Genomic DNA, 25,475 nt, shown 5'->3' on the forward strand with positions numbered 1-25,475 from the left:
TGTCCTTTGTCATTTGTCATTTGTCTTTTGTTCTACCCTTCGGGAAGCCGCCCGGAGGGCATCTACGTCATTTGTCATTTGTCCTTTGTCATTGGCTAATGACTAATGACCAATGACCACTAGATAACAACTGCTAAAATATCTTTTTCAGAAAGCAGTACATATTCTTCAGTGCCGAGCTTGATGTCAGTGCCAGCGTACTTAGAGTACAGCACCTTATCGCCGACTTTAATTTCTAATTCCTGACGGTTTCCGTCGTCATTACGCTTGCCAGGGCCAAGAGCCACTACTTCCCCTACTTGGGGCTTTTCCTTGGCGGTATCGGGCAAATACAGACCACCTGCGGTCTTCTCCTCAGAGGCGCTCACTTTTACGAAAACGCGATCGCCTAAAGGTTTAACTGTAGAAACGCTTAGAGATAAAGCTGCCATAATTATTTTCTCCAGAGTTTAGCACTCTCAACTCCTGAGTGCTAATTTACCGAAAATTGGCGTCCAATGGCAAGAATGCCTTGAGTACGGGTTCCCGAACTAGAAGGTCATAGATGTACTTAAGTATAAATGCTTAATTATTTATACCTTGCGGGTTTTGTTCTGTAAGTTACGAAGAGAGTAGGGAGTGGAGAATTAAGAGTTATGAAAATTCTTCCCTATTCCCCATTCCCTACTCTCCAGTCAACTTTATTTGCAAAGCTTGCAAATTGTTATGGAACTGTAATCAGGGAGCCACTCGATGAGTAACAATACAGTGACAGCGATCCAGTCCAACCATCAAATCCCTAAAAAAACTCAATCTTTGGAACATGAGACCCTGAGTAATTGTGTAGAAAGTTTAGGACTTGCAAAAATTCAGCGAGACATTTTTATTTGCGCTGACCAGGCAATTGCTGCTCAAAACGAGCTAGTCTGGAATTCTGGGATTACTTAAAAAAGCGACTTAAAGATTTAAAACTCGATGAGCCGTACTAAAGTCATTCTATTTGCGTCTATAAAACTAAAGCCAACTGCTTGCGTGTTTCTGGTTCTAGATCCATAATGGTGATTTACCCTGATGGTGTCTGGTATCGCCAAGCAAACCCGGAAGTTACTCTGCGGATCGTCCGAGAACACTGAATAGGTAATAAGGTGGTAGAAGAATATGCGTTTTCAATCCATCTTTTGCCTGAAACTTCCCTAGTTTCTTGTGAACACCTCATAGAGGCTTAACAACGAAAGGATATGGTATAGCAGTAGGCTTTAAGAAAGTGCGGGTTGGTTTTGAGGTAGGGTCATCTTTAAGCCAATACTTACTTGTGAGTCCGAAAGATTATTATTTAATCAGTGTTTTTTACCCCGCCCCTTTCAAAGCGATATATAATAGCGCATTATAGATACTACTGCTATACGTATCCTTGCTGGACTTTTGCTATCGAGCTACTAGTCTATTGAAAGTGCTCGGCATTTTTGAGACTTCGAGACAGCAAAGGCAAGTTAAGTAGGAAAAGGACAACATCTCGAATAACCCACCATAGAGGATAAATATTCAAGACTTTGATGGACCGAAGCGCGACAAGTGCCACTGCTATGAAAGAGCCCAGCATGAAAGATCACAAACGACTTCTATTGATTGATGATGACCCTAACCTCATCTTGCTGGTGAAGGATTACTTGGAATTCCGGGGATATGAAGTCATCACCGCTGAAAATGGACGTGAAGCTCTGGAAATTTTAGAGCAAGATGTTCCAGACATGATCATCTGCGATGTGATGATGCCGGAAATGGACGGATATACTTTTGTGGAACAAGTCCGGCAAAACGAACGCACCAGCTGGATTCCGGTTCTTTTCCTTTCAGCTAAGGGACAAAGTGCAGACCGAGTTAAGGGTCTGAATAAAGGTGCTGATGTTTATATGGTCAAGCCCTTTGAACCAGAAGAACTCGTAGCGCAAGTTGAGTCCTCGCTGAAACAAACTATCCGTTGGAAAGAACACCAAGCAAAAGGAGGCGAAAACGGTTCCCGTATCCAGGTTCCCTTCGATGTGCAATTAACCCCAACCGAACTGAAAGTAGTTCAGTTTGTTGCTAGGGGTTTAGCTAACCGTGAAATTGCTGAAGAACTCAATGTTAGTCAGCGAACGGTTGAAAGCCATGTGTCCAATATGTTGGGCAAAACCAATCTCCACAATCGCACTGAACTAGCGCGGTGGGCGATTGAAAATCAAATGGCCTAAACAAAGTTAAGAGTTAAAAGTTAGGAGTTATGAATTTTTTAATTCCTAACTCCTAACTCCTAACTAATATTTACCAACCATCTTCTTCAGGGCTGGATTGGTGCAAAACTTCTAAATCCAGTTCATCCAGGTAAGTCAAGGCACTTTCAATCTGGGAAACAGTGCCCCGTAGTTCCAGATCAAAGCAGCTATATTGTGGCACGTTTGCGCTTATCTCGGCAGTAGCAATAATTACTGTGATCCCATAGTGAGAAACCAGTCGTGAAATGACTGGTTCCTCATGCAAGTCTTTAGGAATACGAACCTGGATGCGAGTTTGGGTGCGTCTATTATCTAAAATATCAGTATTATATTTTACTTGTTTATTTGGAATTGCCATTCTAGCTTCCTATTCGACTTCTGGGATGAGGGTTTGGCTTTGTACGACTTCTTTTAACACTAGCGTTACTCATCCTATGCACGCAAACAGTAGCAAATGATTCATAATTCATCATCAAGATTCGATGAGATGAATTATGGATTACTATAAAAGTGCGATCGCGTTTAAGTAAATTATAAACTTACTAACTTATAAGTTAACTTTGTTGAAAAATGAATAAACACCTTGGAGAATAATTCTCCGGTGAAATCTTAATTCAAGTGTTGCTTTTATGATTAACAGATAATGCTATTGGAATTTCGATCGTAAATTCAGTTCCATGAGCAAGTTCAGACTTTAACTGGATATTTCCCTGATGTTTCTCAATAATTTGATGGCTGATTGCTAAACCTAGTCCCGTTCCTTTGTTGATAGGTTTAGTTGTAAAAAAAGGATCGAATATCTTGCTTTGAATCTCGGAATCTATTCCATCACCGTTATCTCTAAATGTAATTATGACTGTTTCTAATTCAGTTACTTCAGTCTGAATCACAATTTGCTTTGGGATCTGATTATCTAGCTCTAGTAAAGCATCAATGCCATTACTAAGGATATTCATGAATACTTGGTTTAGTTGTGCTGGATAACATTGAACTGGTGGGAGATTTCCATATTTTTTTATAATTTCAATTTTTGGTTGTAGTCGATGATTTAAAAGTAATAAAGTACTTTCAATACCTTCATGAATATTAACAGCTTTTTTATCTGACTGATCGAGTCTAGAAAAGTTTTTTAGGGACAGCACGATGTCACGAATCCGATCGGTTCCTATCCTCATGGATGAAAGAATTTTTGGTAAATCATCGATGATGAAATCAATATTAAAGTCGCCAAATTTCTCTTCAAACAAAGAATAGGAATCTGGATGTTCTTGTTGATATAGTTGGATTAAATTTAAAAGACAGTTTACATGGTTATTTAGATGATTAAAATTACCGTGAATAAAATTAACAGGATTATTAATTTCGTGCGCTAAACCTGCAACCATCCGACCCAAGCTAGACATTTTCTCTGTCTGGATCAATTGAACTTGGGTAGTTTGTAATTCTCGTAAGGTATTTTCTAACTGTTGTGCTTGAAGTTGGGCAGTAGCAGTTGCAGTAGTGAGTGCTTTGAGGTTATTGTAAGCTTTGGAATGATAACGAATGCGGGCAATTAACTCAACTGGATCTGGTAATTTGATTAAGTAGTCATTAGCGCCTTCAGTAAAAGCTTCTGCTTTGAGCTTTGCTTCTTCTTTGCTGGATAACATAACGATTGGTACATCACGAGTTACTGGATGAGAGCGAAACCAACGCAGTAACATTAATCCATCGATATCTGGCATGACCATATCCAAAAATATCACCGTTGGTTCTATGGCGATCGCATCTTGAATAGCCTGAGCCGGATTGCTTGTATAGTGAAGGGATATATCTGTTTCTGTCGCAACCATCCGACGGAAGGCTTCGCTGATAATTACCTGATCGTCAATTAGCAAAAGTCTGACTGTAGATATTTTGGCATTCAGAATAAATGGCGCAGCTTGTGGAGTTTGTGGTTGACTCCAGTTTGGTGATAATCTTGCTGTCTTTGGAGATATTTCTAAGAGTGCTGTTTCTTGCAGGTTCATTTAGTACCTCTAAATAGGTCTTTGTTTTTAATACTACAAACTAGCCAGTTAAATCTACTAATCGGCAATTGTCGCAATTATATCTCAGTATCGAAATATATTAGTGTTTTGCAATACTTCGTAAAGGTGTTTTAAGTATCTGCTTTCATACACATAGGTTTATTCAAAGTATAAAATAACACTGCTTAATTAAGCATTATGCCGTAAAGTTGATGCAGGCTGATGCGATCGCCTCAACTGGCAAAACCTCTACCGCAGCTTTTAATTCCACTGCTACTTTCGGCATACCATAAACAACGCAAGTTTTGCGGTCTTGAGCAATAGTATGCCAACCTGCTTCGCGCAATTGTTTTAAGCCTTGAGCGCCATCTCCACCCATCCCCGTTAGCAACGCCCCAATCCCCTTTCCAGTCCAATTTTTAGCCACACTCTTGAAGAAAACATCAACTGATGGACGATAGAAAAAATGTAGTGGTTCTTTGTCATAGGCAAAGGTGAGGTTGGGACGCATCACTAAATGAAGATTTGTGCCAGCAAGCAGAACTTTACCAGGCTGTGGTGTAGAACCTGCGATCGCAATTTGCACAGGCAAAGGAATTTGCTCATTCAACCAGGCGGCAAAACCTTGGACAAATTGGGCATCTATATGCTGAACAATAACCACCGCCGCGGGAAAGTCTTGGGGAAATTGGCAGAGAATAGTTTTCAATGTCTGAGGCCCACCAGTGGAAGCCCCGATAACGATTAGAGGTGGAAGTGATTTTGAGTGATGGACAGGTGGCGATCGCCGATGTGAAGATTTGCCAATTAAACAGGCGATCGTGGCAATTTTATTTAGTAACCCATCATCGCCTAAGATTGGCGTATTGATGGCATCCAAGGCTCCATAGCCCATTGCTTCAAAAACCTTGGCTGCATAGCGATTAACGCTAGCTGTTACCATCACAATCGCGCAGGGAGATTGCCTCATGATATGCCGAGTAGCTTCTACTCCATCCATACTGGGCATCAGCACATCCATCAAAATTAAGTCAGGAGTATCAGCCGCACACTTGCTCACAGCTTCCGCACCATCGTAGGCAACCCACGCCAGCTTGTAACCTGGTATTTTTACCACAGCCCGCCGCAGTACCTCTACAGCCATGAACATATCGTTAGCGATCGCAATTCTCACAAATTATGACATTTCTCCAAAATAACGCGACAAATACAACAGATAAAAACCCAGATTAAATCTAGGATCAGCCCTTTCAAGGTGGTGAAATTTAAAACGAAAATTGGTAATTTCAATATTCAAAAAGCCCAAAATCTCGGCGGAGGATTCAAAATGGTAGGACTGAAACAATGTATCTTTGTTCGTCACCTTGAAAGGACTAGTCCTATATAATTTAAATGCCTTTGCCATATAGTCAAAACTCCAGTTTATAAAGCATAAGGAGTAACCAATGAAGCACTTTACCCTGTTTACTTTTCTGTATCTAGCAGCGGGAGCTTGCCTAACAGCGATCTTCTTTGGAAATTCTGACATCACTCCAAACGTTAAAACAATTCTGCTAATTAATGCTGGACTGTTATACCTTACCTCTGTCCTAAGTACTTTTCCATTTTGGCGTAATCGCGTACTACAAAGCGAAGCGAGACTGCGCGATAAACCTGCTTGGGATCGGAATATTGTGATGATTCTACCAATATTCATCATTGTATTGATGCTTGTTATAACCATCCCCGACCTGGTGAATCACAACTGGACAACTCCGGTAATCGCCAGAGCATCTGTAGGGCTACTAGTCATCCTACTTAATGCAGAACAACTTTTTATCAGAAACCAAATTCGGCAAGAATCCTGATTACTAGACAGACAGTACAGGGAGATGGATGAGATTTTTTGTCAATGCGTAAGTCCTAGATTCAGCCCTTTCAAGGTGGTGAAATTTGAAACGAGAATTGCTAATTTCAACATTCAAAAAGCCCAAAATCTGAGCGGAGGATTCAAAATGGTAGCACTGAAACAACGTATCTTCGTTCGTCACCTTGAAAGTGCTAGTTCTAAAATCTTACTTTCTTAATTACGAATTACGAATTATTATCAAGCTTCTCCAATTAAATCAATCACCGCCTTTAACAGAGTGTCATCATGAAAGCTGCTCTTAGTTAAGTAGTAGTCTGCACCTGCTTCTAACCCTTGCAGTCGGTCTTCTTCTCGGTCTTTGTAAGAAACAATAATCACGGGTGTTTGCTTCAACTTGGCATGAGTTTTGATCTGGCTGGTGAGTTCAAAGCCGTTCATCCGGGGCATATCAATATCTGTCACCACCAAGTCATAATCGCCGCTACGGATTGCATTCCAACCATCAATGCCATTAACCGCCACTTCCGCTTTGTAACCATTGTTTTCCAAAAGCTTGCGCTCCATTTCGCGCACAGTGATCGAATCATCCACCACTAATACTCGCTTGTAAGTTTTGGTAACTGCCTGATGAGCAGACTGATTTACCTGAGAAAGTTGTCCGCTAGAAAACACCTTCGCAATAGAACGTACCAAATCTTCAACATCGACAATCAACACTGGCGAACCATCATCCATCAGAGCGGCGGCGCTAATGTTGGCGACTTTACCAAGGCGGGGATCTAGGGGGCGGACAACCAAATTGCATTCACCGAGAAACCGATCTACAACTAATCCGTAACGATTGAGGCGATCGCTAATCACAATAACTGATAGCGATTCTATATTTACCGCAGGCGAGGCTAACTCTAAAACTTGACTTGCTAAAATCAACTCCACAGGTTGATTATTTATCAGGAAAAATGGGCGATTTTCCGATACAGCAATCTTAGACTTCGATAATATCAACACCTGTTCAATGCGCGTTAGCCCAAAAGCATAGGGTTCGCCAGCAATTTCTACCAACAGGGTGCGAATCACAGATAACGTCAATGGTAACTGCAAGTGAAAGGTCATACCCCTTCCCAACACAGAAACCGCCCGTAGTGTGCCGCCAACTTCCCGCACTGTGCTATGGGCGATATCCAGCCCCACACCTCTACCCGAAATTTCGGTGACAGTTTGGGTTGTGGAGAAACCAGGCAAAAATAAGAATTCCATCAACTCAACTTCGGTAAGTTGGGCTGCCATTTGCGGGTTTGTCAGTTGTTTGCCGATCACAACTTGGCGCAAAAACTCGATATCGATTCCCCGCCCATCATCTGCAACGGTGATAAACAACATTCCGGCGCGATGGGTAACTTCAATCCGAATAATTCCTTCTTCTGGCTTTCCTGCTGCTAGACGTTCCTGGGGCAATTCAATGCCATGATCGATCGCATTCCGCAGGATATGAGTTAATGGAGCTTCCAGACGTTCTAGAATATCTCGATCTACCAAAGTAGATTTACCGACGATTTCCAGTTTCACCCGTTTACTCAATTGTCTTGCTAAGTCGCGCACCATCCGCGGAAATCCCTGTCCCCCATCCGCAAAGGAACACATTCGAGTAGCAATAACTTCCTGATATAAGCGCTGGGCAAGGTTAGCAGAACGCTGAGAAAATTGTTCTAGTTCGTTTTGGCGATCGCTTATCATCTGGTAACATTCGTGAGCTTTTTGATGAGTTGCACTCAAGGTTTCCTTAATTTGCCGATCCAGATGATATTTGCCCAATAACTCCTGCAACTTCTCCAGTAAGTTGGACAATTCCCCCTGATTGCTTCTCAGTTTCAGCAAAGAGTTAGCAAATGGTTCTAATAAATTCGCCTCAACTAAAGACTCTCCTGCTAAACCCATTAAGCGATTCAAATTTTCAGTACTCATTCGCACCGCCTGATTTTGGGTGATGCCCAGTTCTTCTAATGGGGATGGGGAAATCAGGGTTGTCTGTTGGTTGTCTTCTAACTGCGCTGTTGTGATTAGGGGATGAATTTCTGTAGAGGTTGCCTCTGGAGTTAGGATATTAGCGATCGCACTTATCAATGATTGAATGCCAACATCTTCTAACAGCTGTAAATTTGGGTTGGCTGTAACCATTTGAGCTATCCGCAAGAGCATATCTACCCCTTGCAGCAATACATCAATGCGATCGGCAGTTAAGGTAACTTTTCCCTCTTGAGCCGCCACAAAGCAGTCTTCCATGACGTGAGCAAGGTTGACAGCCGGATCGATTTGTACAATTCGCGCAGCGCCTTTGATGCAATGGGCTGCCCGCATTAAAGCTGCCAGTTCTTCTTGGGGATCGGGCTTCGTCTCCAGTGCCAATAGGCGATCGTTCAATACCACAACTTGAGCTTTTACTTCCATGTTGAATAAATCAAGCAAGGAAAGATTGCTGACATCAAATTCTTCTAACATTACTACACCTTCCTAGAACACCGATTCATTAATCCTGGAAGAACCTCTCCCCCAACCCCTCTCCTCGTAGGCTACGGTGGTGTACACAAGTCTCTTAATCTGCACCTTTGATGCATCGCCCTGCACGTTTGTTGTATCGACTCGCACCTTTGATGCATCGCCCTGCACGTTTGTTGTATTGACTCGCACCTTTGTTGCATCGCCCTGCACGTTTGTTGTATCGACTCGCACCTTTGTTGCATCGACCTACAAAAATTAACCCACCCTACGTTCCGCAGCAACTTTAAAAGACTTGTGTACACCACCGTAGCCTACGAGTAGAGGGGAGTTTAAGCTTCCCCTTTCCTTGTAGGGAAGGGGGTTGGGGGGTTAGGTCTTTGATTACAGCACCTTCCTAGCTAAGGTGGTGAATAACAATTCATCATCCAAATAGCTGACACTGTGCGTTAGCGAAGCGCTGCCGCCAGAGGCAGATCGCTCCATTTGCGCGCCAGGTTGCCAGTGAAATAATCCTTTTGTATAAGTTTGAGTTAGACTCTTAGGCGGATCTTGTAACTCATCCCGGTGAAATCGGTGTACTCCATAAAGTTCATCGACACCAAACACCCAAGTTTTATCTGCCTTTTCCAGCACCACCATGCGCGAATACACCACTGGACTGAGGGTTTGTACTGCTGTATCGGCAGTTTCCAGATTCAAAAGATCGCTCAAAGAAATACACAATAGCAATTCGCCTCGGATACTTACCAATCCCCGCAAGATTTGGTTGCTGCGATGCGGTAGGGTATGAACCACGCTAGAAAGAGAAATTTCCTTGAAGATTTGGGCAGAAAGTGCTAGCCATTCCCGTTGCAGACGAAAAATCACAACCGTGATTTCAGTGGTGGCTAAAGTATGGGATATCTGGGAATTTTCATCAGTTCTAGATTTAGCTAGTAACTCAGTCCACTGATGGCGATAATCTTCAGGTATGGAGCGCTCTAGCAAATAGCGTCCAGCAGTAGAGTAAACGGGACAATTGCGGCAATGGGTATAAGTGGCTAATTGGGGACAGGAGCGATCGCCCTCAATGCCGATAAAATTCCAACAACGTTCAATATTTAATGGCGTAGCGGGGTTCATAAGGGCTGCTCAAGAGAATTGGTGCAGGGGTATAATGTCTTCTGTTTTCACCTGAAAGCGGGCAATCTCTTGACGCAATCCCTGCGCTACTTGGTTAAGTTGGGTTATGGCATGATTAATTTCCCGCAAGGAATCCGTACTTTGCACAGAGGTACTGCTCAACTGCACCATCGTCTCACTAATTTGTTGCGCTCCCACAGATTGGGTTTCCATAGCCTGGTTGACAAACTCAAATCGCGGATTCAGGTCTTGCACTTGCTGGATAATTTGCCCAACCTGTGTACTAATACTGGCAACATCTCCTATACTCCGCCCAACTTCTGCGGCAAACTTGTCCATCTCCATCACACCTGTAGAGACTGACGATTGCATCTGCTTCACCATCTGCTCAATATCGAGGGTAGCAACGGCGGTTTGATCTGCTAGTCGGCGAATTTCTCTAGCCACAACAGCAAAGCCCAAGCCATACTCTCCAGCTTTTTCGGCTTCGATCGCCGCATTTAACGACAGCAGATTCGTTTGGTCTGCCACCTTGGTAATTGTGACGACGATAGTATTAATGCTATTTGCCTTTTCGCTAATTACTCCCAATCGAGCTGCGATCGCATTAGTCGCTTCTGCTAACTGCCGCATAGTGGTTTCCATCCGCACTATATCTTTTTGACTATTATTCGCTGCTGTAGTTGTGATTTGGGAAATGGTTGCAACTTGTTCCATTGCACTTACTAATTCCCTGGAGGTAGCGGAAATTTCTTTGGTAGCGGCAGCCACCTCATTAGTAGAAGCTACTTGCTCAATGAGCGTCCCTTCTAACTGTTTACCTGAAGCTGCTATTTGAGTCGCTGAGGAAGTAACCTGTATGCCTGAATGCTGTACCTGACGAATCAGAGTGTTCAGATTCTGAGTCATAGTTTGGAAAGCTGTTAAGAGTCTGTTCATTTCATCTTTGCTGTTAGAGTCAGCCGCGATTTGAGTTGTTAAGTTTCCCAGAGAAATTTGCTCTGCAACTCTAATAACACTAAAAATCTGATAAGTAATTTGTCGAGCGATTACAAACCCAAGAAGAATTGCAGTTATCGGGCCAATGCCAATTCCTATTGAAATCCAGAAAACGCTGCGTCCCACATTTTGTTCGACTTCCTTTTGTGTAGTTGATATCAAGTTTTCATTAATATTCAAAAGTTTTACTGCTTGAGCTTTAGTTGTTTTAAATACCGGAGATTCTTGATTTTTTACCTCATTACTTATCCGTTTACGTAATTCAAATGTATTTTGAATGCTAGGGAAATTAGCTGATAATTCTTGTGTCTGGCGGATTAATTCAAGTTGTTTTTTCCAAGGATTTTTAATTCCATTCTGATTTAGTTCTTGTTCAAGATTTAATAATTTTTCATTAATTTTTTTCCAAACTTCCAATTTGTCTTTAAGTAAGTTATACTCTTTTAATTCTTCTAGGCCGGATGGAGTCGCGTCGTACTGTATAATACCTTCGTTAATCTGTTTCCAAGCGTCCTGAATTTCAGCGATCGCACTATCTCTTTCACTAACACTGATTTCAGGATTAAATAATAATCGTTCTGCCGATTGAATTTGTATCTGACCTTCCTTAATCTTCCATACCCCGGACAAGCTGGGGATATTATTCGTAGTTAGTTCGTTAATTGACTTATTTAACTCATTGGTAACGTACCATCCCAGCAAGGCCATTGTGAATACAATCAGTCCTATGAATAAAAATGAACCGATCAACCGGGTTTGCAAGGTGATGTTCTTGAACATTGGATATCCTACTGTTCCTCTGCTGCTGTAAAATTCATTCGTTTATTAGAATTCCCAAATCACAAACAAGATGAACAGTTTGTATTTTTATTTGTAAACAAATTATTAAGTAGGTAGCTTAGTTCAGAGACTAGATTTTACTGATGATGTAAAAGTCTTGAGATATTTCTTCAATTGTTGATTAGATTTATTGCTGAGGAGTTAAACTAGAATATTCTGTTTTCACCTGAAAGCGGGCAATCTCTTGACGCAATCCTTGAGCAACTTGATTGAGTTGAGCTATGGCATGATTAATTTCCCGCAGAGAATCGGCTGTTTGCACTGAAGTACTACTCAACTGCACCATCGCATCACTAATTTGTTGCGCTCCCACCGACTGGATTTCCATACCTTGGTTCACAGACTCAAAGTGAGGAGCCATGTCTTGCACTTGTTGGATAATTTGCCCAACTTGAGAACTAATGCTGGCAACATCTTCTACACTTCGTCCAACTTCAGCAGCAAATTTGTCCATCTCCATCACACCTGTAGAGACTGACGATTGCATCTGTTTTACCATCTGTTCAATGTCGAGAGTCGCAACAGCAGTTTGATCTGCCAGTCGGCGAATTTCTCTAGCAACAACCGCAAAACCTAAACCATATTCTCCAGCTTTCTCAGCTTCAATAGCAGCATTTAACGACAGTAGATTTGTCTGATCTGCCACTTTCGTAATCGTGACAACAATGTTGTTAATGTTATTCGCCTTTTCGCTAATTACTCCCAGTCGAGCAGCGATCGCATTGGTGGCTTCTGCCAATTGCCGCATAGTGGCTTCCATACGAACCAAATCTTTTTGGCTAGTACTAGCAGCCATCGTCGTGATTTGTGAGGTAGTCGCAACTTGTTCCATAGTATTTACCAGTTCCCTAGAAGTTGCAGCAATTTCTTTAGCAGTAGCAGTTACCTCATTCGTAGAGGCTACTTGTTCAGAAATTGTCGCTTCTAATTGTTTACCAGAAGCAGCAATTTGAGTAGCCGAAGTAGTTACCTGAATACCTGAATTTTGCACCTGACGGACAAGAGTATTTAGGTTAGCAATCATGTTTTTTAATGCAGCCATTAACTTGCCAATTTCATCATCTGAGGTAACTTCAACCTGAATTGTCAAATCACCGGCAGAAACCTGCTCTGCTAGACTAAATGCTGACTGCAAAGAGCGACTCAAAGAAAGACTGAGAATGCGGACAATAACCAGTGAGACAATGAATGCAACAATCATAATACAGAAGAAAGTAGCGAAATTAACGGAATTTGCAAATGCCTGAAATTGACTTGCTTGCTTTTGCCTCTCTTCTAAAAGTTGCCCTTCTGTTTGCAGCATCTCACTAAGCTTTTGTCTGATTGCATCCATAATATTTTTACCTTTATCTGAAAGAATTAGAGCTAGTACTTCTTGCTCTTTACCAGCTTTTTTGAGAGCGATCGTTGTTTCTAACTCGCTCATCTTTTCTTGCGATAATTCCTCAAATTTATCTAAACTCTGGACTTGCTTTTGATTGTCTGAAATCTTTTTTCTTAAATATTTAAATTTATCCTTCAGGTTATTTTTAGCAATTTTATAAGGCTCTAAATATTGTTGTTTGTTTGTAATAATAAATCCTCTTTGTCCAGTTTCAGCATCAACTAAAATTTTTTCAATTTCTTTTAAATCCAATTTAACTGAATAGGTATGCGTTACTAAAGTAGCAGAATTAGCTAGAGAATCGTTTGCTGATTTAGCCACAAAACTAGCAATACCTGTTAAGATAACAATGATTCCAAATCCACCAATGACAAATTGATTAATTCTAATTCATTGTTGCATATATTTTTGATGTTTGGCTTTTTCCAAATAGGTGTATTAGGTAAAATGCGAAAGTCAGCTTTTAAAATTGGATAACTATTTCCACCACCTATACTAAACCACATCTATTTTGAGAACCATATTTTTCAAGTAGTGTGAGTATCTTGCTTCCTGCTGATATTAGCGGACAAGATGTCCGCACTACTCCAAGTTTCCAAATGGATGAGGTTTTAATGTATGTTTCTGGATGGATAGAAATTGTTTGAGGTTTACCCAATTTGCCAATTAGATTTTTTGCAAAAGTAAATTTTGCCAGAGGCAGATGAAGGTTATATAGCAAAATAGTTCAGAATGAGCAACAAAACACTTGTAGAGACGGCGATTTATCGCGTCTCGAAAACCCAAAATTGTTGCCAGTAACCTTTAACTGAGCCGTATTGGGTTATATGGGTAGGCTCATACAGATATAAGCCTTTATGACTGATTCATTTGTTGTAAATATTTTTGAACATGATGTCAAAAGTCTTTTGAAATACTTGCAATTCTTAGAGTTCCCAGATCGTAAACGAGATTAACAGTTTGCATATTCAATTTTGAAACAAATTATTAAGCGCTATCCTGATTCACTTCTTCTTTAGTCGGTGAATTCGCTGCCAAAGGATATTTGCGCTACCAATATTTCCTTGATGTTCTCTGAGTAATGCCAAATGAATAAGTGCCTCTTCATGGGTAGGTTGCAGGTAGATTGCTTTTTGAAAAGATTGTTCCGCCTGCTCATTTTGTGCCATTGCTTGCTGTACCTGACCAAGTAGAAGATACGCTTCAATACTGACCTGATTTTGGTTCAGATAGTCATTGCATAATTTAGCAGCCTCATTCAATTGACCTTGATTAGCTAAGTTTCTGGCTGTTTCTAACAAATTTTCCTTCAGGTCTTTTGGTAATATGGGGTTTTGAGGAGGAAGATTCAATCTCGGTTGTGCGGCAAACTTGGAATGGTTTTTGTTGGGTAGTTGTCGCTTGTTGAGAACATCGATATTTTTGCTTGTAAAGTCTTGTTTGTGAAGATTGGGATGATGATTTTTGCGAATATTTTCGCACGCTGGGGACTTTCGATGAGCAACTACTGAATCTTGACGAACTGAAACAAATTCAGTTTTCGATAATAACCAAGCTTCAGCATGTCCAACAAATAGCAAACCTTGCGGGTTTAGCAACCTTTTTAGAACTCCAATAGTATGTACCTTGGTAGCACTATCAAAGTAAATCAGCAGGTTACGACAAAAGACAATATCATAGGGCGGCGTACCCAATAAAAAATCGGTATCTACTAAGTTACTGTGCAGAAAATTCACCATACATTTTACCTGTTCGCACAGGCGATATCCTGCCTCAGTTGCCTGAAAATAGCCCTCTTGAAACGATTGGCTATTGCCGCGAAACGAGTATTGATGGTAGATTGCTCGTTGCGCTTTTAGTAGGCACTTGTTGCTAATATCAACAGCATCGATGTGAATGTTCGTCGGATTTAATCCTGCTTCCAAAAGAGCGATCGCAATGGAATATGGTTCTTCACCCGTTGCACAAGGTACACTCAAAACCCGCAGTACGTTTTGGGGATTTTTTGGCAACCATTCAGATAATACGTAATGCTTCAGAAATGCAAAAGACTCTGGTTCTCGAAAAAACCAAGTTTCTGGAACAATTACACTGTCAATCAGTGCTTCCCATTCCTGGGTAGATCCCTGTAACTTACCTAGATAGTGAGCAATATCCGTGATGCCGCAATCTGCCATGCGTTGATAAATTGCACTAGCGATCGCATCAGCACCAATAGAATTTGCATCTAAACCAATCTTGCTTTTTAGTAAAGCTTGAATAACAGATTGTGCCATTTATAGAGTCTTCAGACCAATCTAAAATCTAGTATTGTGATGACTTTCTGGCAAGAGATTGACTTGCTGCGCTTCTGACAACAAGTACTCAATGCGAAGGCACTGAATCATCCCTCGATCATCTACAATCATTTTGCCCAAATATGGCGCTGTATCTATCTGAATATTGGGATCGACAAATTCAGACTCAGACTGATGTAATGTTTCTACAACTTGTTCTGTCATCAAACCCAAAATATAGGGAGCCTGAAGTTCTGTATTATTACTTCCCCAATAATTGACTAGGACAATTCTAGTACTCAGATACTCACTGGAGGGTTTACCACGCATCAACTGACATAAATCAATTACTGGTACAATGCGTCCGCGATAGTTAAAAACACCAGCGATATGCTCAGGCTGGTGGGGCAAACTTTTGAGTACAACAAGTGGTATTACTTCTATAACCTGTCGGCTTTCTATGGCATATCGCTCATTCCCAATATTGAGAAGTAGCATTAACACTAATTTACATCTCCATTGCTAGCTTTGATGTTCCTTGTAGGCTATGCAAGATGCCTATCCTCCGATGTGTAGTAATAGTAGGCTGGATTGACGCAAGGAAACCCAAGACTAACAAATTTAATTTTTATCAGCAATACATGATACCCATTCTTGAAAGCTGCTATGTATGACAATATCTGTAAATTTATTGCCGAAAACTTCAAAGATGACTTGTAGACGTGATTTATAATCGCCTGGGTTTCAAACTAAAACTCAGTACTTTGTGGTGTACGCAAAAACGGAATTACATCACGAATATTTATTATACCCGTCATCAATTGCACGAGTCGTTCAAAACCCAACCCAAAACCCGTATGGCGAACAGTTCAATAACTATATAAATAAATGATCTGAGAATACCTAATATTTATCAATCATTATCATTGTTCATAATCCTTAACCCAAGGATAGTACATAAAGCTATTGCCAATTCATCTAAATAATTATCATCTAAATGACCAATCACTCTGATAATTCTTGATTTATCAACAACCCGAAGTTACTCACAAAGCACAACAGAATCTTGGTTTAAACCACCGATGCCAGCAGGTACAAACACATGAGAGGGTAAAATAGCACGTCTAATTTTTGAGGTGAATGGTGCGATAATGGTATGGGTACTAACAGCATTTGCCCGATCAATTTGCACTACTACGACAGGTCTAATCCCTGCTTGTTCTGTACCACTAACAGGATTTAGATCGCACAAAACTACATCTCCTCTTGAGATATCTACCACTGGATTTCTCCACGCGCCAAGCGTTCTTCATAATCTTCTAAATTAGATAAATATTCTGAAAAATCTGATTCTACTATTTCTAACGACTCGCTAAACTGAAGCCATAGTTCCCAGTTTTTACCGCTATGCTTCATTAATAGGAAGTCGATAAAATCACTTACTTCCTGAACTAAAGCTTCTGGCATTTGCCGGATTTTCCCAATAGTTTGGTCTTGTATGCTCATGATAAATCTTCTCAGATGGATTTCTGTTTATCCACAAAAGTCAAAAACCTGGCGATTAGAAATGGCCAGGTCTAAAATTTAAACTAAAACTCAGCACTTTGGGGTGTACGCGGGAACGGAATCACATCACGGATATTTCCCATACCCGTCATAAATTGCACAAGTCGTTCAAAACCCAGTCCAAAACCTGCATGGGGAACAGTACCATAACGACGCAAATCAAGATACCACCACAAATCTTCTGGTTTTAACCCTTGCGCTAATACGCGGCGTTCTAATACTTCTAAACGTTCTTCACGCTGGGAACCGCCGACAATTTCGCCAATTTTGGGTGCAAGAATATCCATTGCGCGGACGGTTTTTTCATCGTCATTCAAGCGCATATAAAAAGCTTTGATTTGGGCTGGATAATCTGTAACAATTACTGGCTTTTTAAACTGCTGTTCAGCTAGATACCGTTCGTGTTCTGATTGTAAATCTAGACCCCAACTCACTGGATATTCAAATTTAACATCAGCTTTTTCTAAAAGTTTGATGGCTTCTGTATAAGTTAAGCGTTCAAACTGATTATTAATAATATTTTCGGCTGTTGCCAAAACAGATTTATCAATGCGTTCATTGAAAAATTCCATGTCTTCTGGGCAAGTTTCTAACACATATTTAAAAATGTGCTTGAGAAACGCCTCAGCTAAATCCATATCGCCTTCTAAGTCACAAAAAGCCATTTCTGGCTCAACCATCCAAAATTCTGCTAGGTGACGGGAGGTGTTGGAATTTTCTGCACGGAAGGTAGGGCCAAATGTGTAAACATTGCTAAAGGCCATCGCCATCACTTCCGCTTCCAACTGGCCGCTAACTGTTAAATATGTGGGTTTAGCAAAGAAGTCTTGGCTGTAATCTACTGCTTGATTTTCTGTGCGGGGGATATTCTTTAAATCTAAACTGGTAACGCTAAACAGTTCACCCGCGCCTTCGCAGTCGCTAGCGGTGATGATGGGTGTGTGTACCCACAAAAAGCCTCTTTGTTGGAAGAATTGGTGAATTGCTGTCGAACAAGCATTTCTGACGCGGAAAACTGCACCAAAGGAATTAGTACGCGATCGCAAATGTCCAATGGTTCGCAGAAACTCAAAGGAATGGCGTTTCTTTTGCAGGGGATATGTATCGGGATCAGCTTCACCGTAAACTTTCACTGTCTCGGCTTTCAACTCAATTCGCTGTCCTTTACCAAGAGAAGCCACTAGTAACCCTGTCGTTTCGACAGCAGCACCTGTATTTAATTTTTTCAATATAGCTTCGTAATCTGGCAAATCCTGATTAATGACGACTTGCAAATTAGCTAGTGATGAGCCGTCATTGACTTCAATAAAAGCAAACCCTTTGGACTCGCGCTTCGTCCGCACCCAGCCTTGCACTTGGAGGGACTCATCAGGTTGGCCACTTCGCAATATTTCTGCAATCCGTCGATTTGCCATATTTTACAACTTAATATTTCGTCAACTTAGTAAGTAAAAATATTAAAGAATCTTAACCATTAAACCCAATCCAAAATCGTTCGACTGAGCGACTTGTACTGAGCGAAGTCGAAGTAAGCCGAAGTCCAAAATTGGATTTATCCAGCATAAGACTTTAATATCCAGCCTATGATAACGCCCATTCCACCAAAGCGGACTACTTGCCAGAAAGGTTTTTTGAGGCTACGCCAAGAAAATAACTGGCTTTCTAAGTTTACTTCTAGCCTTTCCAACTGCTGTTGAATGTGCCGTAACTCTGCTTTGATTTCTGGTGTCTGAGATTTATTGTGCTTTAGTCGATCCCTATGCTGTTGCCATTGTGCCTGTTGTTGGCGATCGCGCTGCACTCGATCGTAACGTTCTCTTAAGGATAGGAGCGATCGCTCTACTTCCTCTAGTTCCTGTTCAAAATCTGGTTCGGGATTTTCTGCTGACGGCTGTGATTGTTTTGGCGGCTTCATTTACAAGTAGTAAACTAAGATTAAATATTAATCAATTGTCATTTGTCATTTGTAATTTGTCATTTGTAATTTTTCAAAGGACGAAGGACAAAGGACGAAGGACAAAAGACAAAGGACTCATAATTATGTCTCAATCTACCCAGCTGCCGAAAACCAGTCAACTGAATGAACTTAGTACTCTGGAACTAGCTCAAGCCCTGATGGAAAGACTGAGCATTTCCCCTAACGATTGGCATCGCCTCAAGTCTAACCGCAATTCCCGCGCTAATGAACAAGTGGCAGCAGCTATTGTGTATCTTTTAAAGAATCAGCCAGAAGAAGCTCAAGCGAGATTACAACAAGCAGTTGGTTGGTTAGATCGCTCCATTTCTGCCCCTCCCTGTCCGACTCACGGAAAAAGTTAAAAGTTAAGAGTTAGGAGTTATGAATTATTATTCAACTCCTAACTTTTAACTCCTAACCCCTAACTACCCTACCGCCGCAGAGATAATCCTCGGCGATTTTCTATTTGTTTACAAAGCCTCAATTCTGTGCCTTTGCGGTTCCACTCTACCCGATCAAAGATTTGATGCAGAAGACATAAACCACGACCATTTTCTGACTCATCTGGTGGAAGATAGTCTGTTGGTTCTTCATTAATAGTAGATGAAGGAGTAAAGCCACTACCTTGGTCTGATATTATCCACCAATATTGATTATCTATTACGGAAAAACGAACTACAACTGTTTTACTCGGATCGAGATTATTACCATGTTTAGCTGCGTTGACTAGGGCTTCTTGAAGTCCTAGCCGCAGTTCTGCTTGTAATCTTGCTGGAATTTCTGCCAACAATAAGTCTAATATGGGACAAAGGTAGAGGGTTGAGGCAAAACTAATAGTGCCCCAATAACGTCCAACTGGACGGAGTGAAATAGTAATCACAAGAGAAACCCCATAGCTTTCAGTTAGCTAGACATCAGTTTGCTATTACAGTCACCCTGATAAAACTTGAGGTGGTCATGCTGCCTTCAAACTTGCGTCTTTAAAACTAAATTTTGAAAATGCTAGGGAGCATTGGCTCTATAACTATGAATTGCGATTGTTTAGATATATCGGCTGGAAGAAATTTGATAATGAGGTCAGCAAATTCAGAATATGCTGTTAATTTTAGAGAGTATTGGCATACTCTAATTAGTTGCCGATTTATCATTCACACAATCTTCTTCATATTTTTCAGAACCTATGCTACTTGAATTTATTTAAACAAAATGAATTTTTATTTTTCGCTTAATTCAATTTTAGCATCTTTAGTATGCACTAGACTAAAAATTTCAAATTTCAGTTTTTTTGAAGGAATTACTAACCTTGTCAACAATGTGATAACACAAGAAAGGCGGCAGCTTCAACATGAGCAGTTTGAGGAAAAAAATCAGCAGGTTGTACCCGTGTGATGGTATATTGCCCATCTTGACAAAGCAATTTCAGGTCGCGGGCGAGGGTAGCTACTTTACAGCTGACGTAAACGATCCTATATGGTTTCAATTGCCGTAAAGTGTCTATGACTGCGCGATCGCACCCCTTACGTGGCGGATCGAGTATTACTACTTCTGGTATTGTGCCCATTTGGGGAAGCAATTTCTCTACTGCCCCGACAAGGAAAGTCACATTATCAATTCCGTTGCGGTGGGCATTCAAAATTGCTTGTTCTACTGCTGCTGGTTGCACTTCTAATCCTGTAGCAATTCGTACTTTTTTGGCCAGGGGTAAAGTTAAAGTCCCAATACCACAGTAGGCATCAACTAGGAACTCATGCCCTTGAAGATTGAGTTCTGATTGAATTACCTGTAATAGTGCCTCTGCTGTTTCGGTATACACTTGGAAAAATGTATCTGGGCGTACTTGAAATTCCAGTCCAGCAAAATTTTCACGCAGGTGGGGGACTCCAGCAATGCAACGGGTTTCTGATCCAAAGATAGCATTTGTGCGATCGCTATTGCGATTGAGCGACACTCCGACTAACTGCGGATAGCGCTTTAACCATTCCTGGGCTTGGGTTGCAATTCCTGATAAATTCCAGTCCTTTACCACCAAACTCAGCAACATTTCCCCAGTGTGTCGCCCAATGCGTAAACCGAGATGGCGAATTTTTCCTTGGTGGCGGTGTTCGTCGTAAATTTGCCAACCTTGCTGTTGAATATCCTGCTTAACTTCGGCAAGTAAGGGATTTAATCGCGCATCTTGGACTGGACATTGATTTAAATTAATTAATTGGTGACTACCTTTTTGATAGTAACCAGCTTGTACTTGTCCTGTTGCCGATAGCGAGAGAGGATATGTAGATTTGTTACGGTAGCCCAAAGCAGAAGGGGCAGCAAGTACCGGATCTACTGGTGGTTGGATAAAACCGCCAATGCGCTCCATTGCTTGGATAACTTGATTTTGCTTGGCTACTAGCTGGTAATCATAATCAATATGCTGCCACTGGCAACCACCACACTTATCCGCCACAATACAGCTAGGTCGGATACGGTGGAGGGATGGCTCCAATAGCTCTTGGAGCTTACCGTGGCCGTATTTTGGTTTAACGTGTACCAAGCGGACAATGGCGCGATCGCCTGGGACAGTATCTGGGACAAACACTACACGCTCATCAGCGCGTCCCACACCATCACCTGTATCACTCAGGTTAGCGATCGTCACTTCAATTAATTCACCCTGTTGCCAAATTATTTTAGTCATTTGTCATTTGTCATTTGTCATTTGTTACTGGGCATTGGGCATTGGGCATTGGGTATTGGGCATTGGGCACTTGTACTGAGCGAAGTCGAAGTATTGGACATTAGTTATTAATTCTTCTTCCCCTGCCTCCCCTGCCTCCCCTGCCTCCCCTGCTCCCCTGCTCCCCTGCTCCCCTGCTCCCCACTCCCCCAAATAGATAAATTCAATACATAAGTAGCTCCTATCCCTTCACTTGTGTACCTCCAACTCGCTAAACTAACAGATAATATTTCAGGTGATTTCAATAATCATGACTGTAATTAGCCAAGTTATTCTCAAAGCCGACGACGAACTGCGTTATCCCAGCAGTGGCGAACTTAAAAATATCAAAGACTTTTTGCAAACCGGTGTACAACGGACGCGGATTGCGGCTACCTTAGCTGAAAACGAAAAGAAGATAGTTCAAGAAGCAACTAAACAACTTTGGCAGAAGCGTCCTGACTTTATCTCCCCTGGAGGTAATGCTTACGGCGAACGCCAACGCTCTCTATGTATCCGTGATTTTGGCTGGTACTTACGCCTAATTACTTATGGTGTACTTGCCGGTGACAAAGAGCCAATCGAAAAAATTGGTTTGATTGGTGTGCGGGAAATGTACAATTCATTGGGCGTTCCCGTGCCTGGAATGGTAGAAGCGATTAATTCCCTCAAAACAGCCTCCCTTAGCTTACTGAGTGCGGAAGACGCTGCTGAAGCAGCACCTTACTTTGATTACATCATTCAAGCGATGTCTTAATACAAAGTGTGTGCTGGTTCTAAGAATATACTTCCGGTCTACTAGAGTGAGTGCGAAACATTAGCACTCGATAGGCATAAGATCCCCAATTTGATCGTACCTTCCCCACATTTGGTAGTGGCTGTGGCAAAATCTCTGTCAAGTTACCAACCAGTTGTGGGGAAATTTAATGGATATGAGCATGGGGCATTTGACTAATGATCAATGACCAATGACTAATGACAAATACAAAAAACCGACAGTCCTTGATTAAGACTGTCGGCTATTAAGTGTGTTCCCTATTAATGACTCGGCTAGAGTTCAGTTGTCATTAATTATGCCTAGTTACCGATCGCTGGGGGACGATCTTAATCATCGATATGTGTGATTCTCGTCACTTGATTGTTACATCTAAACTGCATATACCCGAATAATCTCTGAGTGAGACTAGACTCACGTAAGTAAAGGAGCTAGAAATTTCACCAAGATTAAAAAATAAAGTTATCTTTACAGACTAAAGCATTTTGTGTGCTATTGATCTTCATCTTGTCTATCTCATGGTCGAAATAATCCTGTTGAGTGTATTCTGGGGTTTTACTACTCCTCCATCAAAGAAATAAGTTTGCTTGTAAAAAAGACTGCACAAGCATTTTCTACCAATTATTTACCAACATGGAAATACAAGTATTTAGTTAGAGTTTAAATTAAAGAGCGATCGCGCTTCAATTAAGAACTGTACTTACAGGGCAAGTAAATCGATAGAATAATGCTCTGTCCCCCCAGAGTGCATTACTTCCATGACTGCAACCTCAAAACCAGCTTTTTCCCCCCAAGAAATTGCGGCTGTTGGTCTTAAACCAGAAGAATACGCAGAAATTGTCCGTCGGCTAGGCCGTCATCCCAACAAAGCTGAACTGGGAATGTTTGGTGTCATGTGGTCTGAGCATTGCTGTTACAAAAATTCTCGACCTCTACTCAAACAATTTCCCACCGATGGCCCCCGCATCCTCGTGGGGCCTGGTGAAAATGCTGGTGTTGTAGATTTGGGTGATGGACTCCAACTAGCTTTTAAGATTGAATCTCACAACCATCCCTCAGCAGTCGAACCCTTTCAAGGAGCTGCAACAGGAGTCGGAGGTATTCTCAGAGATATTTTTACAATGGGTGCGCGTCCCATTGCCCTATTAAACTCGTTACGCTTTGGTTCCCTAGAAGATCCCAAAACTCAACGGCTGTTTAGCGGTGTGGTGGCAGGAATCTCTCATTATGGTAACTGTGTGGGAGTACCCACCGTTGGCGGCGAAGTCTACTTTGACTCTGCTTACTCTGGTAATCCTCTGGTGAACGTTATGGCATTGGGGTTGATGGAAACCTCAGAAATCGTCAAATCTGGAGCATCTGGCTTAGGCAACCCCGTGCTGTATGTTGGTTCCACCACTGGGCGCGATGGTATGGGAGGCGCGAGTTTTGCTAGTGCAGAATTGAGCGATCAATCCATAGACGATCGCCCTGCTGTGCAAGTGGGCGATCCCTTTTTGGAAAAGTCGTTAATTGAAGCTTGTCTGGAGGCGTTTAAAACGGGTGCAGTTGTCGCCGCCCAAGATATGGGAGCTGCGGGAATCACCTGTTCTACCTCAGAGATGGCGGCAAAAGGCGGTGTGGGAATTGAACTAGATTTAGATAAGATTCCCGTCAGAGAAATAGGGATGGTTCCTTATGAATATCTGCTTTCGGAATCTCAAGAACGAATGCTGTTTGTTGCTCATAAAGGGCGCGAGCAAGAATTAATCGACATTTTCCACCGTTGGGGACTTCAAGCCGTTGTTGCTGGTACAGTCATCGCCGATCCTATTGTGCGAATTCTCTTTCAGGGTGAAGTAGCAGCAGAAATTCCCGCTGAAGCTTTGGCGGAGAATACCCCACTATATAATCGGGAGTTATTGGCAGAAGCACCAGAATATGCGCGTCAAGCTTGGGAATGGACACCTGATTCCTTACGTCCTTCCACAACTGCTGGAATAGAACTTCCAGGAGGACTGCAAAGTTGGAATGATATTCTCTTAACTTTGCTCGATACACCCACGATCGCTTCTAAAAATTGGGTATATCGTCAGTATGACCATCAGGTACAAAATAATACAGTAATGCTTCCAGGTGGCGCAGATGCGGCTGTTATCCGCTTACGCCCTTTGGAAGAGGACAAGGGGACAAGGGGACAAGGAGGACAAGGAGACAAGGAAACCCTCAATGCCCAAAGCGGTGTGGCGGCAACGGTAGATTGCAATCCTCGTTATGTTTATCTTGACCCTTACGAAGGAGCTAAGGCAGTGGTGGCAGAAGCTGCACGCAATCTTAGTTGTGTGGGTGCTGAACCTTTGGCGGTGACGGATAATCTGAATTTTGGCTCTCCAGAAAAACCCATTGGTTACTGGCAATTGGCAGAAGCTTGTCGCGGTTTGGCGGAAGGTTGCCGAGAATTGGCGACACCAGTCACAGGCGGAAATGTCTCTTTGTACAACGAAACTCTTGATTCTCAAGGCATCCCACAACCCATTTATCCCACTCCTGTTGTCGGTATGGTGGGCTTGATTCCCGATCTAACCAAAATTTGTGGTCAAGGTTGGCAAGCATCCGGCGATGTGATTTATCTTCTGGGATTACCTCTGGCATCCCAAATCAGTTTGGGAGCATCTGAGTATTTAGCTACTATCCACAATACTGTTGCCGGAAAACCACCACGGGTTGATTTTGACTTGGAACGCCGCGTCCAGAAAGTTTGTCGTGAAGGAATTCGTAATGGTTGGGTACGTTCAGCTCACGATTCTGCTGAAGGGGGAGTGGCGATCGCACTAGCCGAATCTTGTCTTGCTGGCAACCTTGGTGCCGAAATCAATTTAGAAATAGCGCAAACACAGTTAAACCGACTTGACGAGGTGTTGTTTGCCGAAGGTGGTGCCAGAATTTTAGTTTCTGTAGCATCAGCACAACAAGAAATTTGGGAATCATATTTACAGGAACATCTCGGTCAAGAGTGGCAAAAACTGGGTGTAGTTAGCAATTTTGAGACGGGTTTAGGGGTTTTCACCACTGATAACCAAACCTTAATCAAAGTTAGTATCGAAGATATGAACGATCGCTATTCCCATGCGATCGCCAAACGTCTCGCCATCCATACCACTACTTCTGAGCGCTGAATGCTGAGTATTTAGACTTCACTCACAACTTTTAGCGTCTCTGAGCAAATTTACGGTACTGTTTTAATGGATGGTTAAAGATTTGTTAAGAACTCCCCAGCCATCTAATAATCCCAGTGAC

At 41.9% G+C, this 25,475-nt stretch carries 22 protein-coding genes and 1 pseudogene; 6 read left to right on the forward strand and 17 right to left on the reverse strand.

Annotated features, from left to right (window positions below):
* Positions 1-119: 119 nt before the first annotated feature.
* A complete protein-coding gene (gene groES, locus RMX89_RS01435; protein WP_094348596.1) occupies positions 120-431 on the reverse strand; it encodes a co-chaperone GroES in 312 nt (103 codons plus the stop codon).
* Positions 432-732: 301 nt separating this feature from the next.
* Here groES and RMX89_RS01440 point away from each other — a divergent pair, with 301 nt between their 5' ends.
* Positions 733-927 (forward strand): hypothetical protein, encoded by a 195-nt coding sequence (locus tag RMX89_RS01440; RefSeq protein WP_322686726.1) that lies wholly within the window; start codon positions 733-735, stop codon positions 925-927.
* Positions 928-1,532: 605 nt separating this feature from the next.
* On the forward strand, positions 1,533-2,210 hold the full coding sequence (locus RMX89_RS01445) for a response regulator transcription factor (protein ID WP_012407592.1): 678 nt from the start codon (positions 1,533-1,535) through the stop codon (positions 2,208-2,210).
* Between the two features lie 70 nt (positions 2,211-2,280).
* Here RMX89_RS01445 and RMX89_RS01450 read toward each other — a convergent pair whose 3' ends face one another.
* From RMX89_RS01450 to RMX89_RS01460, 3 genes are all read right to left on the reverse strand, one after another.
* Positions 2,281-2,589: an NIL domain-containing protein gene (locus RMX89_RS01450; RefSeq protein WP_322669699.1), complete on the reverse strand. Its 309-nt coding sequence runs from the start codon at positions 2,587-2,589 to the stop codon at positions 2,281-2,283.
* A gap of 256 nt (positions 2,590-2,845) precedes the next feature.
* Positions 2,846-4,240 (reverse strand): ATP-binding protein, encoded by a 1,395-nt coding sequence (locus tag RMX89_RS01455; RefSeq protein WP_322687663.1) that lies wholly within the window; start codon positions 4,238-4,240, stop codon positions 2,846-2,848.
* A gap of 196 nt (positions 4,241-4,436) precedes the next feature.
* Positions 4,437-5,414: a chemotaxis response regulator protein-glutamate methylesterase gene (locus RMX89_RS01460; protein WP_322687664.1), complete on the reverse strand. Its 978-nt coding sequence runs from the start codon at positions 5,412-5,414 to the stop codon at positions 4,437-4,439.
* Positions 5,415-5,685: 271 nt separating this feature from the next.
* Between RMX89_RS01460 and RMX89_RS01465 the strand changes: the two genes are divergently transcribed.
* Positions 5,686-6,087, forward strand: coding sequence for a hypothetical protein (locus RMX89_RS01465; RefSeq protein WP_322687665.1), 402 nt, complete (start codon positions 5,686-5,688; stop codon positions 6,085-6,087).
* A gap of 239 nt (positions 6,088-6,326) precedes the next feature.
* Here the strand turns inward: RMX89_RS01465 and RMX89_RS01470 are convergent, their stop codons facing one another.
* The 11 genes and pseudogenes from RMX89_RS01470 to RMX89_RS01520 all read right to left on the reverse strand — a co-directional run bounded on the left by RMX89_RS01470 (position 6,327) and on the right by RMX89_RS01520 (position 18,687).
* Entirely contained in the window at positions 6,327-8,585 is a 2,259-nt protein-coding gene (locus tag RMX89_RS01470; protein ID WP_322687666.1) for a hybrid sensor histidine kinase/response regulator, read from the reverse strand.
* 381 nt (positions 8,586-8,966) lie between these two features.
* A complete protein-coding gene (locus tag RMX89_RS01475) occupies positions 8,967-9,707 on the reverse strand; it encodes a chemotaxis protein CheW (RefSeq protein ID WP_322687667.1) in 741 nt (246 codons plus the stop codon).
* A 9-nt stretch (positions 9,708-9,716) separates the two neighbouring features.
* On the reverse strand, positions 9,717-11,486 hold the full coding sequence (locus RMX89_RS01480) for a methyl-accepting chemotaxis protein (RefSeq protein WP_322687668.1): 1,770 nt from the start codon (positions 11,484-11,486) through the stop codon (positions 9,717-9,719).
* 187 nt (positions 11,487-11,673) lie between these two features.
* A complete protein-coding gene (locus RMX89_RS01485) occupies positions 11,674-13,251 on the reverse strand; it encodes a methyl-accepting chemotaxis protein (protein WP_416211956.1) in 1,578 nt (525 codons plus the stop codon).
* Between the two features lie 683 nt (positions 13,252-13,934).
* Entirely contained in the window at positions 13,935-15,206 is a 1,272-nt protein-coding gene (locus RMX89_RS01490) for a CheR family methyltransferase (RefSeq protein ID WP_322687669.1), read from the reverse strand.
* A 21-nt stretch (positions 15,207-15,227) separates the two neighbouring features.
* Positions 15,228-15,704, reverse strand: a complete 477-nt coding sequence (locus RMX89_RS01495; protein WP_322686716.1) for a chemotaxis protein CheW — start codon at positions 15,702-15,704, stop codon at positions 15,228-15,230.
* A gap of 251 nt (positions 15,705-15,955) precedes the next feature.
* Positions 15,956-16,075, reverse strand: a pseudogene (locus RMX89_RS01500) (amino acid--tRNA ligase-related protein); the annotation flags it as partial.
* 173 nt (positions 16,076-16,248) lie between these two features.
* Entirely contained in the window at positions 16,249-16,488 is a 240-nt protein-coding gene (locus RMX89_RS01505; RefSeq protein WP_322687670.1) for a type II toxin-antitoxin system PemK/MazF family toxin, read from the reverse strand.
* Positions 16,482-16,712 (reverse strand): DUF2281 domain-containing protein, encoded by a 231-nt coding sequence (locus RMX89_RS01510; protein ID WP_229456950.1) that lies wholly within the window; start codon positions 16,710-16,712, stop codon positions 16,482-16,484. Before RMX89_RS01510 ends, RMX89_RS01505 begins: the two co-directional genes overlap by 7 nt.
* A gap of 83 nt (positions 16,713-16,795) precedes the next feature.
* Complete coding sequence (gene asnS, locus RMX89_RS01515) at positions 16,796-18,187, reverse strand: asparagine--tRNA ligase (protein ID WP_322687671.1); 1,392 nt, start codon at positions 18,185-18,187, stop codon at positions 16,796-16,798.
* 137 nt (positions 18,188-18,324) lie between these two features.
* Positions 18,325-18,687 (reverse strand): hypothetical protein, encoded by a 363-nt coding sequence (locus RMX89_RS01520; protein ID WP_322687672.1) that lies wholly within the window; start codon positions 18,685-18,687, stop codon positions 18,325-18,327.
* Positions 18,688-18,812: 125 nt separating this feature from the next.
* On the opposite strand from RMX89_RS01520, the gene RMX89_RS01525 reads away from it, so the two are divergent.
* A complete protein-coding gene (locus tag RMX89_RS01525) occupies positions 18,813-19,091 on the forward strand; it encodes a DUF6439 family protein (protein WP_322687673.1) in 279 nt (92 codons plus the stop codon).
* A gap of 68 nt (positions 19,092-19,159) precedes the next feature.
* Here RMX89_RS01525 and RMX89_RS01530 read toward each other — a convergent pair whose 3' ends face one another.
* On the reverse strand, positions 19,160-19,609 hold the full coding sequence (locus RMX89_RS01530; RefSeq protein ID WP_322687674.1) for an anti-sigma regulatory factor: 450 nt from the start codon (positions 19,607-19,609) through the stop codon (positions 19,160-19,162).
* 426 nt (positions 19,610-20,035) lie between these two features.
* The gene (rlmD, locus tag RMX89_RS01535; RefSeq protein WP_322687675.1) at positions 20,036-21,406 is read right to left on the reverse strand and encodes a 23S rRNA (uracil(1939)-C(5))-methyltransferase RlmD; all 1,371 of its coding nucleotides are present in this window, start codon (positions 21,404-21,406) and stop codon (positions 20,036-20,038) included.
* A 289-nt stretch (positions 21,407-21,695) separates the two neighbouring features.
* On the opposite strand from rlmD, the gene RMX89_RS01540 reads away from it, so the two are divergent.
* Together RMX89_RS01540 and purL are read left to right on the forward strand one after the other, a co-directional pair.
* Entirely contained in the window at positions 21,696-22,181 is a 486-nt protein-coding gene (locus RMX89_RS01540; RefSeq protein ID WP_094348587.1) for an allophycocyanin subunit alpha-B, read from the forward strand.
* Positions 22,182-22,957: 776 nt separating this feature from the next.
* Entirely contained in the window at positions 22,958-25,354 is a 2,397-nt protein-coding gene (purL, locus tag RMX89_RS01545) for a phosphoribosylformylglycinamidine synthase subunit PurL (RefSeq protein ID WP_322687676.1), read from the forward strand.
* Positions 25,355-25,475: the final 121 nt, after the last annotated feature.

Source organism: Nostoc sp. DedSLP04, assembly GCF_034530775.1.
GTDB lineage: Bacteria > Cyanobacteriota > Cyanobacteriia > Cyanobacteriales > Nostocaceae > Nostoc.

Bases quoted from the DNA above. Each gene is read 5' to 3' on its own strand.
- groES (WP_094348596.1), bottom strand. From the start codon at position 431: ATGGCAGCTTTATCTCTAAGCGTTTCTACAGTTAAACCTTTAGGCGAT.
- RMX89_RS01440 (WP_322686726.1), top strand. From the start codon at position 733: ATGAGTAACAATACAGTGACAGCGATCCAGTCCAACCATCAAATCCCT.
- RMX89_RS01445 (WP_012407592.1), top strand. From the start codon at position 1,533: ATGGACCGAAGCGCGACAAGTGCCACTGCTATGAAAGAGCCCAGCATG.
- RMX89_RS01450 (WP_322669699.1), bottom strand. From the start codon at position 2,589: ATGGCAATTCCAAATAAACAAGTAAAATATAATACTGATATTTTAGAT.
- RMX89_RS01455 (WP_322687663.1), bottom strand. From the start codon at position 4,240: ATGAACCTGCAAGAAACAGCACTCTTAGAAATATCTCCAAAGACAGCA.
- RMX89_RS01465 (WP_322687665.1), top strand. From the start codon at position 5,686: ATGAAGCACTTTACCCTGTTTACTTTTCTGTATCTAGCAGCGGGAGCT.
- RMX89_RS01470 (WP_322687666.1), bottom strand. From the start codon at position 8,585: ATGTTAGAAGAATTTGATGTCAGCAATCTTTCCTTGCTTGATTTATTC.
- RMX89_RS01475 (WP_322687667.1), bottom strand. From the start codon at position 9,707: ATGAACCCCGCTACGCCATTAAATATTGAACGTTGTTGGAATTTTATC.
- RMX89_RS01480 (WP_322687668.1), bottom strand. From the start codon at position 11,486: ATGTTCAAGAACATCACCTTGCAAACCCGGTTGATCGGTTCATTTTTA.
- RMX89_RS01490 (WP_322687669.1), bottom strand. From the start codon at position 15,206: ATGGCACAATCTGTTATTCAAGCTTTACTAAAAAGCAAGATTGGTTTA.
- RMX89_RS01495 (WP_322686716.1), bottom strand. From the start codon at position 15,704: ATGCTACTTCTCAATATTGGGAATGAGCGATATGCCATAGAAAGCCGA.
- RMX89_RS01510 (WP_229456950.1), bottom strand. From the start codon at position 16,712: ATGAGCATACAAGACCAAACTATTGGGAAAATCCGGCAAATGCCAGAA.
- asnS (WP_322687671.1), bottom strand. From the start codon at position 18,187: ATGGCAAATCGACGGATTGCAGAAATATTGCGAAGTGGCCAACCTGAT.
- RMX89_RS01520 (WP_322687672.1), bottom strand. From the start codon at position 18,687: ATGAAGCCGCCAAAACAATCACAGCCGTCAGCAGAAAATCCCGAACCA.
- RMX89_RS01525 (WP_322687673.1), top strand. From the start codon at position 18,813: ATGTCTCAATCTACCCAGCTGCCGAAAACCAGTCAACTGAATGAACTT.
- rlmD (WP_322687675.1), bottom strand. From the start codon at position 21,406: ATGACTAAAATAATTTGGCAACAGGGTGAATTAATTGAAGTGACGATC.
- RMX89_RS01540 (WP_094348587.1), top strand. From the start codon at position 21,696: ATGACTGTAATTAGCCAAGTTATTCTCAAAGCCGACGACGAACTGCGT.
- purL (WP_322687676.1), top strand. From the start codon at position 22,958: ATGACTGCAACCTCAAAACCAGCTTTTTCCCCCCAAGAAATTGCGGCT.